This window comes from Candidatus Skiveiella danica (genome assembly GCF_022705245.1).
Lineage (GTDB): Bacteria > Pseudomonadota > Gammaproteobacteria > Burkholderiales > Burkholderiaceae_C > Skiveiella > Skiveiella danica.
Map to the genome: position 1 here is coordinate 29,846 of NZ_JAKJEW010000007.1, position 11,496 is coordinate 41,341.

12 protein-coding genes are annotated in these 11,496 nt (G+C 65.8%); 4 read left to right on the top strand and 8 right to left on the bottom strand.

Annotated features, from left to right (window positions below; genetic code table 11):
- Positions 1–25: 25 nt before the first annotated feature.
- Positions 26–958 (bottom strand): LysR family transcriptional regulator, encoded by a 933-nt coding sequence (locus ACMUOY_RS05585; RefSeq protein WP_413891711.1) that lies wholly within the window; start codon positions 956–958, stop codon positions 26–28.
- A 103-nt stretch (positions 959–1,061) separates the two neighbouring features.
- On the opposite strand from ACMUOY_RS05585, the gene ACMUOY_RS05590 reads away from it, so the two are divergent.
- From ACMUOY_RS05590 to dnaE, 4 genes are all read left to right on the top strand, one after another.
- The gene (locus ACMUOY_RS05590) at positions 1,062–1,763 is read left to right on the top strand and encodes a pirin family protein (protein ID WP_413891712.1); all 702 of its coding nucleotides are present in this window, start codon (positions 1,062–1,064) and stop codon (positions 1,761–1,763) included.
- Positions 1,764–1,813: 50 nt separating this feature from the next.
- Entirely contained in the window at positions 1,814–2,224 is a 411-nt protein-coding gene (locus ACMUOY_RS05595; protein ID WP_413891713.1) for a DoxX family protein, read from the top strand.
- Positions 2,225–2,417: 193 nt separating this feature from the next.
- Complete coding sequence (locus tag ACMUOY_RS05600; protein WP_413891714.1) at positions 2,418–3,113, top strand: DUF599 domain-containing protein; 696 nt, start codon at positions 2,418–2,420, stop codon at positions 3,111–3,113.
- Positions 3,114–3,141: 28 nt separating this feature from the next.
- Entirely contained in the window at positions 3,142–6,618 is a 3,477-nt protein-coding gene (dnaE, locus tag ACMUOY_RS05605) for a DNA polymerase III subunit alpha (protein ID WP_413891715.1), read from the top strand.
- A gap of 76 nt (positions 6,619–6,694) precedes the next feature.
- On the opposite strand, the gene tolA is transcribed toward dnaE, so the two are convergent.
- From tolA to ribH, 7 genes are all read right to left on the bottom strand, one after another.
- Positions 6,695–7,627: a cell envelope integrity protein TolA gene (gene tolA / locus ACMUOY_RS05610; RefSeq protein WP_413891716.1), complete on the bottom strand. Its 933-nt coding sequence runs from the start codon at positions 7,625–7,627 to the stop codon at positions 6,695–6,697.
- A gap of 24 nt (positions 7,628–7,651) precedes the next feature.
- Positions 7,652–8,071, bottom strand: a complete 420-nt coding sequence (locus ACMUOY_RS05615) for an ExbD/TolR family protein (RefSeq protein WP_413891717.1) — start codon at positions 8,069–8,071, stop codon at positions 7,652–7,654.
- A 139-nt stretch (positions 8,072–8,210) separates the two neighbouring features.
- On the bottom strand, positions 8,211–8,903 hold the full coding sequence (gene tolQ / locus ACMUOY_RS05620) for a protein TolQ (protein WP_413891718.1): 693 nt from the start codon (positions 8,901–8,903) through the stop codon (positions 8,211–8,213).
- The gene (gene ybgC, locus ACMUOY_RS05625) at positions 8,900–9,316 is read right to left on the bottom strand and encodes a tol-pal system-associated acyl-CoA thioesterase (protein ID WP_413891719.1); all 417 of its coding nucleotides are present in this window, start codon (positions 9,314–9,316) and stop codon (positions 8,900–8,902) included. Before ybgC ends, tolQ begins: the two co-directional genes overlap by 4 nt.
- Before the next feature lie 5 nt (positions 9,317–9,321).
- Positions 9,322–10,506 (bottom strand): pyridoxal phosphate-dependent aminotransferase, encoded by a 1,185-nt coding sequence (locus ACMUOY_RS05630; RefSeq protein ID WP_413891720.1) that lies wholly within the window; start codon positions 10,504–10,506, stop codon positions 9,322–9,324.
- Positions 10,503–11,033 carry a transcription antitermination protein NusB gene (gene nusB, locus ACMUOY_RS05635; RefSeq protein WP_413891721.1) on the bottom strand — a complete coding sequence of 177 codons (531 nt, stop codon included), beginning with the start codon at positions 11,031–11,033 and terminating at the stop codon, positions 10,503–10,505. Before nusB ends, ACMUOY_RS05630 begins: the two co-directional genes overlap by 4 nt.
- Positions 11,030–11,494 carry a 6,7-dimethyl-8-ribityllumazine synthase gene (gene ribH, locus ACMUOY_RS05640; RefSeq protein ID WP_413891722.1) on the bottom strand — a complete coding sequence of 155 codons (465 nt, stop codon included), beginning with the start codon at positions 11,492–11,494 and terminating at the stop codon, positions 11,030–11,032. The genes nusB and ribH overlap by 4 nt, the downstream gene beginning before the upstream one ends.
- Positions 11,495–11,496 lie beyond the last annotated feature (2 nt).

The window sequence follows — 11,496 nt, forward strand, 5'->3', positions numbered from 1 at the left end:
CGGATAGTGCGCACTCTACCCGCTTTCAATGGTGGTGCTGCTCCAGCAGCGCCCGCCGGGTGACCGGGCTTTGCAGTTGGTCGAGCCACCACTGCAGCGCCCGCCCGGGTCGGTCGCCGGAGCGCCATACATAGCGCGGATGGGCCACCAGCGGGGCACGCGCCACGCGGCGCACCACGAGCCGGCCGGTTTCAATGTAAGGCCGCGCCATGGGTTCGGGCAGGAAGCCCCCGCCCAGCCCGCGAAGCTGCGCGTCGAGCTTGGCCTGCATGGTGGGCACCGTGAACACGTCCTGCCCGCCTAGCAGGCTGACCGTGACGCCACTGCCGCGCTGCACTGAATCGGCGACGGCCACGGCACGGTGACTGCGCAGATCGTCGTCATCGAGCACGCCGTCACCCGCGGCCAGTGGGTGGTGGGGCGCCACCGCGAAGACAAAGCCCACGCTGCCCATGGGCTGGCTGTGCAGGCCTGCCGCGGTGCCCGGGCCCGGACTCACGCCCAGTGCCAGGTCGGCCTGCCCCGAGGTCAGCGCCTGCAGCGTGCCGGAGAGCGTTTCGTCGCGGATGCGCAAGCGCGTGGGGGGCTCCAGCTGGAAGAAGGCGCAGGCCAGCTCCATCAGCACCGGACGCGCCATCAGGCCGTCGGCGGCGACGGTCAGCTGCGGTTCCCAGCCGGTGGCCACGCGCTTGACGCGGTTGGCCACTGCGTCGATGTCTTGCAGCAGTCGGCCGCCCTCGCGCAGCAGCTCCGCGCCGGCCTCGGTCATGCGCGCCTGGCGTGAGCTGCGGTCGAACAGCAGCACGTCCAGAGCGTCCTCGATCTGGCGCACGCGATAGGTCAGCGCACTGGGCACCAGATTCAACGCCCGCGCGGCGGCCGCGAAACTGCCGGTGTCGGCGATCGTCTGCAGCATGGCCAGAGCGTCGGGGGTCAAGGCATCACGGGCTGTTTGCATGATGGGGTCTATTCAATTCAAATTATATGAATGATGTCATCAATCTGCCTGCAACGGTGGCGGGCCGTTCGTCCCTACAGTCAAGTCTTCACAGGAGCACACCATGCTGACCCTTCGCAAATCCCAGGCACGAGGCCATGCCGATCACGGCTGGCTCCAGTCGTATCACAGCTTCTCTTTTGCCGAGTATGTCGACCCTGCCCACATGGGCTGGGGCAACCTGCGCGTCATCAACGAAGACCGCATCGCGCCCGGCACCGGCTTCGGTACGCACGGCCATCGCGACATGGAGATCATCAGCTACGTGCTGGAGGGCAACCTGGCGCACAAGGACAGCATGGGCAACGTCAAGGGCATCCCGCCTGGCGATGTTCAGCGCATGAGCGCCGGGCGCGGCGTGATGCACAGCGAGTTCAACCATGCCGCGGGGCAGACCACACATTTCCTGCAGATCTGGATTGAGCCCGACGTGCGCAGCATCCCGCCGAGCTACGAGCAGAAGACGATTCCCGAGGCCGACAAGCGTGGCGCACTGCGGCTCGTGGCATCAAAGGATGGCGCCGCCGGCTCGGTGACGATTCACGCCGACGCGCGGATCTACGCCGGCCTTTTCGACGGCACGGAGGCGGCCGTCCTGCCCATCGACCCGGCGCGCAAGGCCTATGTGTTCGTGGCCCGCGGCAGCGTCGCAGTCAACGGCCAGGCGCTGGACACCGGCGATGCGGCCCTTTTGTCTGCCGAAAGCCGGATCACCCTGAGCGAAGGCCGGCAGGCCGAAGTTCTCGTGTTCGACCTGGCTCCCTGACGGATTCGTTTCGTTTCTTTTTCCACTTCAACCCATTCAAAGGAATCTCCATGTCCAACGCGCTTCAAAATCCCTTGTCCCTCGCCGGCCGCCTGCTGCTGGCCCTGCTGTTTCTTCCCGCGGGCCTGACCAAGATCGGCGGCTTCGCCGGAACCGTGGGCTACATCGCTTCCAAGGGGCTGCCGCTGCCCACTGTGGGCGCGCTGATCGCGATCGGGGTTGAAGTGCTGGGCGGCCTGGCCTTGATCGCCGGCTTCGGCACCCGCGCGGCGGCATTGGTGCTGGCCGTGTTCACGCTGGCAGCCACGGTCATCTTCCACGCCTACTGGGCGGTGCCGCCCGAGATGCAGATGGTTCAGCAACTGATGTTCTTCAAGAATATCGCGGTGGTCGGCGGCCTGCTCGTGCTGGCAGCCCATGGCGCCGGTGGCTGGAGCGTGGACGCAAAGCGCCAGGGCTGACGCTCGCCAGGTCCGAAGCCGGCTCCGATGACCAGGTGCTGTCCAGACGCTGCGATCAGGTTCTGCCCAGGCCGACTCCTACAATGCCCTCCATGTTGTCGGCCCGGTTAAAGATCACCCGGTGCGTGCCCTTGATCGGCATGGGCCGCGGCGCGCGGCTGGCCGGTTCGCGGGCGGCGCCCTGGGGGCTGCGATGAAAGTCCTCTCGCTGTTGCCCCTGGTGGACTGGCTGGCGCTGGCGGCGTTCTTTGCCCTGTGGATCGGCTACGCCTGGTTTGCGAGGTTCTGGGGCATCCGCCAGCGCTCGCTGATCGCCACCACGAACCGCTACCGCGGCTTCTGGATGCTGCAGGCCACCGCGCGCGACCCGCGCATGCTCGACGGCGTGATCGTGCAGAATCTGTCGCACACGCCGTCGTTCTTCTCGTCGACTTCGATCATCATCATCGGCGGCCTGTTTGCCTTGCTGGGCACCACCGACAAGGCCGCCGAACTGGTGCGCGAAATCCCGTTCGCCCAGCCCACGCCCATCCTCGTGTTCGAGTTCAAGATCCTCGTGCTGGTGGGGATCTTTGTGTACGCGTTCTTCCGGTTTTCCTGGTCGATGCGCCAGTACACCTTCGTCGCGCTGGTCATCGGCTCCATGCCGCCGGCGGAGGACTTCGCTTCGGGCCGCTTTGACGCCAAGTCCTACGCTGACCGGGCCGGCGCCCTGGTGGGGGCGGCGGCGGAAACCTTCAACGACGGCTTGCGCGCCTACTATTTTTCGTTTGCCGCCATGGCCTGGATCTTCTCGCCACTGGCGATGTTGGGTGCGACCGTGCTGGTGGTGGCCATCCTCTACGGCCGCGAGTTCCGCTCGGAGGTGCTGACGATCCTGCGGGAGTGAGCGCGAGCCGGCTCCTACAATCGGTCGCATGTTTGTCCACCTGCGCCTGCACACCGAATTCTCCGTCGTCGACGGCACCAACCGCATCGACGAGATCGTCCGCGCCGCTGCGGCCGATGGCCAGCCCGCGTTGGCCATCACGGACCTGGGTAACCTTTTCGGCGCGATCAAGTTCTACAAGGAGGCGCGTGGCAAGGGGGTCAAGCCGCTGATCGGCGCCGAGATCGTGATGGAAGGCCTGGGCAAAGACCCTGGCGTGCTCTCGCGGGTGATCCTGCTGGTCCAAGGGAACCAGGGGTACCTGAACCTGTCGGAACTGCTGGCAAGGGCCTGGACGCGCAACGTGGTGAAGGCGCAGGCGGTGGTCAAGCTGGAATGGCTGAAGGAACTGTCCGAAGGCCTGATCCTGCTGTCGGGTGCGCAGGCCGGGCCGGTGGGCCAGGCCCTGGTTCAGGGCGACGCCGCGCGGGCCACGGACCTGGCGCTGCAACTGGCCTCGATCTTTCCGCACCGGTTCTACCTGGAGCTGCAGCGCGCCGGGCGCGCGGACGATCCGGTGCAGGTGGCCGGCGCGGTGCAACTCGCGGCTCGGCTGAACCTGCCCGTGGTGGCCACCCATCCGGTGCAGTTCACCACCCGCGACGACTACGAAGCGCACGAGGCCCGGGTCTGCATCTCCGAAGGCGAAATCCTGGGCAATCCGCGGCGTGTTCGCCGCTTCACGCCCGAGCAGTATTTCAAGAGCACGGCCGAGATGCAGGCGATCTTTGCCGATGTGCCCTCCGCATTGGCCAACAGCGTGGAAATTGCCCGGCGTTGCAACCTGTCATTGGTGCTGGGCAAGCCGCAGTTGCCCGACTACCCCACACCCGGCGGCATGCCGATCGAGGCCTACTTCCGCGTGGCGTCGCAGGAGGGGCTGGAGGAGCGGCTGCGCCACCTCTATCCGGATGAGGCGCGGCGTGAGCAGCAACGGCCGCGCTACCAGGAGCGGCTGGACTTCGAGATCGCCACCATCCTGAAGATGGGTTTTCCCGGCTATTTCCTGATCGTGGGTGACTTCATCAACTGGGCCAAGAACAACGGCTGCCCGGTCGGCCCAGGTCGGGGTTCGGGGGCTGGTTCGCTGGTGGCCTACGCGCTGAAAATCACCGACCTTGACCCGCTTGAGTACAACCTGCTGTTCGAGCGTTTCCTGAATCCGGAGCGGGTGTCCATGCCCGACTTCGACATCGACTTCTGCCAGGCCAACCGCAACCTGGTGATCGACTACGTCAAGGACAAGTACGGCAAGGATGCGGTGAGCCAGATCGTCACCTTCGGCACTATGGCCGCGCGCGCGGCGATTCGCGACGTGGGCCGGGTCCTGGACATGAGCTACACCTTCTGCGACGGCATCAGCAAGCTGATTCCGAACAAGCCAGGCCAGCACATCACGATTGACGGCGCCATCAAGGCCGAGCCGGTTCTGGCCGAGCGGCTGGAGAAGGAGGACGAGGTCAAGACGCTGCTGGCGTTGGCGCAGAAGCTCGAAGGCATGACCCGCAACGTCGGGATGCACGCGGGCGGCGTGCTGATCGCGCCGGGCAAGCTCACCGATTTCTGCCCGCTCTACCAGCAGCCCGGCAGCGATTCGGCGGTGAGCCAGTACGACAAGGACGATGTCGAGGCGATCGGCCTGGTGAAGTTCGACTTCCTGGGTCTCGCAACCCTGACCATCCTGGAAATCGCCCGCGAGCTTATCGTGCGTCGCCACAAGGGCCAGGAACAGTTCGCCTTCGAGAACATTGCACTCGACGATGCCGAGACCTATCGCCTCTTTGCCGACGGGCGCACCGAAGCCGTGTTCCAGTTTGAAAGCCGCGGCATGCAGGGCATGCTGCGCGACGCCAAGCCGACCCGGCTGGAAGACCTGATCGCGCTGAACGCCCTGTACCGCCCCGGCCCGATGGACCTGATCCCCAGCTTCGTGGCACGCAAGCACGGCCGCGAGCCCGTGGAATACCCGCACCCGGCCGTGGCCGACATGCTGTCCGAAACCTACGGCATCATGGTCTACCAGGAGCAGGTGATGCAGACGGCGCAGATCCTGGGGGGCTATTCGCTGGGCGGCGCCGACCTGTTGCGCCGCGCCATGGGCAAGAAAAAAGCCGAGGAAATGGCTGAGCACCGCGAGAAGTTCCGCGCAGGAGCGCTCGCGACGCACAACATCCCGCAAGAGAAGGCCGACGAGGTCTTCGACCTGATGGAGAAGTTCGCGGGCTATGGCTTCAACAAGTCGCACGCCGCGGCCTACTCGCTGCTGGCCTATCACACCGGCTGGCTCAAGGTGCACTACACGGCCGAGTTCTTTTGCGCCAACATGACGGTGGAGATGGACGACACCGACAAGCTCAAGGTGCTCTTCGAGGACGCCCTCAAGTTCGGCCTGACGTTTGATGCGCCAGACGTGAACCGGGGAAGCTATCGCTTCGAGCCGGTGTCGGACACCGTGATCCGCTACGGGCTGGGTGCCGTCAAGGGCACAGGGCAGCAGGCAATCGAGGCGATCGTGAAGGCCCGAGACGAGGGCGGCGCATTCAAGAGCCTGTTCGACTTCTGCGTGCGGGTCGACCGCACGCGGCTGAACAAGCGCACCGTGGAGGCGCTGATCAAGGCGGGCGCCTTCGATTCGTTGCAGCTCAACCGCGCTGCGCTGGTGGCCAGCATCGACCGCGCCTTCGACTTCGCCAATGCGGCGGCGGCCAACGTGCATCAGGGCGGGTTGTTCGACCTGGGCGGTGACGATGACCACGGCTCCAGCACGCAGGAACCGGAGCTGGTCGACGCCACCCCTTGGGGCGTCAAGGAGCGGCTGACGCTGGAGAAGACCGCGATCGGCTTCTACCTGTCGGGCCACCTGTTCGACGAGGTGGCGCGCGAGGTGCGGCAGTTCGTGCGCCGCCCGCTGGAGGAGCTGAAGGACTCGCGCGAGCCCCAGCTGCTGGCCGGCATCGTGACGGATTTTCGTGTCATCAACGGCCAGCGCGGCAAGCTGGCGCTGTTCAAGATCGACGACAAGTCCGGCGTCATCGACGCCCGGGCCGACGAGGCACTGATCAACGCGAACCGCAGCCTCTTCAAGGACGACGAACTCATCATTGTCATGGGCAAGCTGCAGCCGGATCGTTTTTCGGGCGGCCTTCAACTGACGGTCAATCAGGTCTGGGACCTGCCCGCGGCCCGCTGCCGCTTCGGCAAGTACCTGCGGGTGGCGGTGAATGGCGCTGCACCCGATATTTCCCGACTGGTGAAGGAGTTCCCGGCGCGCCGCGAAATGACCGAACAGGGTGAACTGCTGCGCGGACTGCCGGTGCGCCTGAGCGTGGAGCGCCAGCACGCCACGGTGCGCGCGCGGGCGGAACTTCAGCTCGGCGACGAGGCCCGCTTCTTTCCCAGCGATGCCGCGCTGGCCAGCTGGTCGGCGCAGGCCGCACAAGGGCAGGCCGTCATCGTTTACGACTGATTTTCAAGCTTTTTCGGTCTGGTCCCGGCGCGAAATGGATACTATTAGCTATTGAAATAATAGCATTGAAGTCGGATCAGTCTTTCGGCCGAAAGCCGATGATGAGCATCGACGGCACCCGGCCGTCGGCATCCTGGGGCAGTTTCTCGGTTTTGGCGATGGCCTTGAGCACCGCTTCGTCCCAGGCCTTGACGCCACTGGACTTGAGGAGCCTGGCGCCCTGGATGGTGCCATCGGGCGCAGCCCGCACCTCGACGTCGGCCATGGGGTTGCCGGCAATCTCGTCGGGGAAGACGATGTTGGGCTTGACCTTGGCGGCCACCTTGCCGGCGTAGCTGGCGGAAGGGCCCGCGGAACGCTGCGCATTGCCGGTGGCGGTCTCGCTGCCGGTCGCGCCGGCCAAGGCTTTCACCCGCTCAATGTTCTCCTTTCGGCGCGCCTCCTCCTCTTTCTTGCTGCGTGCCATTTCTTCCTTGTTCTTGGCCTCCTGGGCGAGTTTCTGATCCCGCGCTTTGCGCTCCTCGGCGGCTTTTTTCTGGCGCTCCTGCTCCGCCTTTTCCTGGGCCAGGCGTTTTTTCTCCTGCTCGCGTTGCAGCGTGTCTTTTTTCTCCGCCTCCAGCTTCTGCCGCCGCTTCTGCTCCTGTTCGAGCTTCTGCCGGGCGGCCAGCGCCTCGGCTTCCTTCTTCTGGCGGGCCAATGCAATCTCGGCGTCGCGCTGTACGGCGTCAGGGGGCGGTGGGGGCGGGGGCGGCGCGGGGCGGGGCGCCGGCTGGGGCTGCGGGGTCGGGGGCGGCGGCTCCTGAAGCCGGGGGGCGGCCTGTTGCGGGACGGCGGACCACAACTCGGCCTCGACGGTCAGGGTCCGGTCGGCCTGGTGCCGCCAGGTCACGCCCCAGCCCAGCGCACCGAGCAGCAGCACGTGGGCCAGCACCGCCAACACCAGCGCGCGCAACTGCGCGGGTGGCTGGGGCGGGGCGAACTCGGTCCAATCGGCGCTGGCGGCGTGCATGGCGGATGTTGTGGGTTCAGGGCCTCACGGCGCCAGTTGCACGGACAGGCCCACGCGCTGGATGCCGGCGCGCTGCAGAGTGTCCATGACCTTGACCACGGTTTCGTATTTCACACTGCGGTCGGCGCTGATGACCACAGCGGTGTTGGTCTGGCCGCTCTGCAGGGCCTTGACGGCAGCGGCCACTTCGCGCTGCGTGAGCTTGCGGGCCTTGTCGCCGGTCTTGAGTTCAAGCGACTCGTCCTTGCCGATGACGATCTGCACGATCTGGTCGGGCTGCTTGGCCGCCTTGCCCACACTCGGCAGGTCGATCATGCTCGGTGCGATCAGCGGCGCCGTGACCATGAAGATGATCAGCAGCACCAGCATGACGTCGATGAACGGCACCATGTTGATTTCGTTGATGGTGCGGCGCCCTTTCCCTCGGGACACTACGGAAGGCATGACTCAGGCTCCTTCACTGCAATCGGGATGAACAATTCTGGAGGCTGAGGCTACCGGCCGCGGCGCCGGGCCGCCCCAAGCAAGGCCAGCCCCTTCGGGGGGCAGCGCAGCACACGCAGTGGCAAGCGTGGGGGCCATGTCAGCGGCCCGACGCCGACTGGGCGCCCAGGTTGCGCTGCAGGATGTTGGAGAACTCCTCGATGAAGGTCTCCAGCTTGTTGGCCACGCGGTCGATGTCGTGCGCGAAGCGGTTGTAGGCCACCACCGCAGGGATGGCCGCAAACAGGCCGATGGCGGTGGCCACCAGGGCCTCGGCGATACCAGGTGCCACGGTGGCCAGCGTCACCTGCTGCAGGCTGGCCAGGCCGGTGAAGGCATGCATGATGCCCCAGACCGTACCGAACAGGCCCACGTAGGGAGAAACCGAACCCACCGAAGCCAGGAACGACAGGTTGGATTCCACCACGTCGAGTTCGCGCTGGTAGCTGGCGCGCATGGCCCGGCGCGCGCCGTCCAGCAGGGTGCCGGTATCCTGGATGTGGCGCTCGCGCAGCTTCTGGTACTCCCGCATGCCGCTGGCGAAGATGCGCTCCATGGGTCCGGCGGTCTTGGCGTTCTGCGCCGCCGAAGCGTAGAGATCGTTCAGGCTCGTGCCCGACCAGAACTCGCGCTCGAAGGTCTCGTTGAGCGCCTTCACGCGTTTGAGGGCAAACAGCTTGCGAAAGATCGCCGCCCAGCTGGCCACCGAAACGGCCACCAGCAGCAGCATGACGAGCTGCACCACGAAACTCGCGTTGAGCACCAGGTGCAGGATGGAGAGATTGGTATTCATTTCATGGCTTCCAGGACGTGGGGCGGGATACGGGCCGGCTTGAGTGTGGCAGCGTCGACCCAGCCTATGCGGATCATGCCTTCGCACAGCAGGCGGGCGCTGCCATCAGCCAGCGGTTCAGATTTCGAAAGCGCCTCCTGCGCGATGGTGATGGAGGCGCGGCCCGCCTCCTGCAGCCGGGCGGTGACGATCAGCTCGTCGTCGAGACGGGCCGGTCGATGGTATTTCACCGTGGTTTCGCTGACCACGAAGATGCCCCCGGTAGCCTCCCTCAGGGCTTGCTGGCCGATGCCCAGCGAGCGCAGCCATTCGGTGCGGGCGCGCTCGAAGAACTTCAGGTAGTTGGCGTAAAACACGATGCCGCCGGCGTCGGTGTCTTCCCAGTAGATGCGTATGGGCAAGGCGAAGGCCATCGCTATCAGGCCAGCAGAGCCCGCAGGCGTTGCACGGCGGTCTGCAGTTGGGCCATGGAACTGGCGGTGGAAAAGCGCACGAGGTGCGCCGTCTCGGCCGTGCCGAAGTCGCGCCCGGGCGTCACGGCCACGTGGGCGCGCTTCATCAATTCGAAGGCGAATGCCCAGCTGTCCTGCACGCCCAGCGTCCGGCAGGCCTGGCTGCAGTCGGCCCAGGCGTAGAACGCGCCATCCGGCATCACCGGCACGTTCAATCCCATGCCGTTGAGTGCCGGAATGAAGAAGTCGCGCCGCGCCTTGAACTCGGCCCGCCTGCGTTCGTACTCGGCGATGCTCTCGGGCTCGAAGCAGGCCAGCGCGGCGTGCTGTGCCACGGTACTGGGGCAAATGAACAGGTTCTGCGCCAACCGTTCAACGACGGGCACCAGCGTCTCGGGCACCACCATCCAGCCCAGTCGCCAGCCGGTCATGTTGAAGTACTTGGAGAAGCTGTTGATGCTGATGACCTGGTCGTCGATCGCCAGCGCGCTGTGCCCGAAGGTGTCGTCATAACTCAAACCGAGATAGATCTCGTCGATCAGCGTGATGCCGCCGTGGAGTTGCACCACTTCGTGGATGCGGCGCAGCTCGGCCGGATGGATCGAGGTGCCGGTCGGGTTCGACGGCGAGGCCAGCAGCACGCCACGGGTCTTCGGGCCCCAGGCCGCCGCCACCTTGTCGGCGCTGAGCTGGAAGCGCTCGGCAGCGGTGGTGGGAATCAGGACCGCGGCGCCCTCGGCGGCGCTGACGAAATGGCGGTTGCAGGGGTAGCTCGGATCGGGCATGAGGATTTCATCGCCAGCGTCGATCAGGGCCAGGCAAGCCAACTGCAGTGCGGCAGAGGCCCCGGCTGTCACCACGATGCGACTGGCAGGAATGTCCACGCCAAAGCGCGTGGCATACCAGCCGCTGATGCGCTCGCGCAGCGTCAACAGTCCGGTGGCCTGGGTGTACTGGGTTGCGCCATCGTGAATCGACCTGACGGCAGCCTCCTGTACCCGCGGTGGCGCGGTGAAATCGGGCTCGCCGATGTTCAGGAAGATCATCGGCGCGTCGGTATGGGCCAACTCGCGCGCCATGGCCGAGGCCGCCTTGGCGACCTCCATCACGTAGAACGGTTCGATGCGTCCGGCGCGGCTCGATATCTTCATGGGCGGGCTTTGCCGGCCAGCCGGTCGGCCTCGACCTCGGCAGCGCGCAGTTTCGGGGCCAGGCCATTGAGCACCGCGTTGACATACTTGTGCCCGTCAGTGCCGCCAAACTCCTTGGCCAGTTCGATGCATTCGTTGAGGGTCACCCGCCAGGGCACGTCGGGGCAATGCAGGAATTCGTACGCGCCAATCCACATGATGCCGTGCTCGATGGGCGAGATCTCGGCCATCTTGCGATCCAGCAAGGGCAGGATCAGGGCGTCCAGGTCCGTCGCCTGTTCGATGCAGCCATGCAACAAGGCGTCGTAGTGGGCTGCATCGGCCTTGTGAAAGCCCGCCAGATCGCGGGTGAAGAGGTCGATGTCGCTGGCCGCGTTGCCGCCCACCAAGTGCTGGTAGAGCCCCTGAAGGGCGAACTCGCGCGAGCGGCTGCGAACCGACTTGGAGGCGGACTTGCGCACGCCGGCGCCGGTCGTGCCCGTCTGGCGCGGGGGCCGTTTCGCGGCGCTGCTGGGGGCATCGCTCATGGCAGCTGGTCCAGCAAATTGGCCATCTCCACCGCCACGCGGGCCGCGTCGCGGCCCTTGTCGGTCTGGCGCGCGACGGCCTGCTCCAGGTTTTCCGTTGTGAGGATGGCGTTGGCCACCGGCAACTGGTAGTCCAGCGCAATGCGGCTGACACCCGCGCCAGATTCGTTCGCGACCAGTTCGAAGTGGTAGGTCTCGCCGCGAATGATGCAGCCCAGCGCAATCAGTGCGTCGTATTCATCCTTTTCGGCCAGGGCCTGCAAGGCCACCGGCACCTCCAGCGCACCCGGCACGCGCACATGGTCGATGTGCTTGCTGCTGACCCCCAGCGCCTCCAGTTCGGCCAGGCAGGACTGGGCCAGGGCGTCGGTGATGCTTTCATTGAAGCGGGCCTGCACGATGCCGATCTTCAGCTTCGTGCCGTCCATGCGGTCGGCTTTTCCTTTTTCTGCACCAAACATGT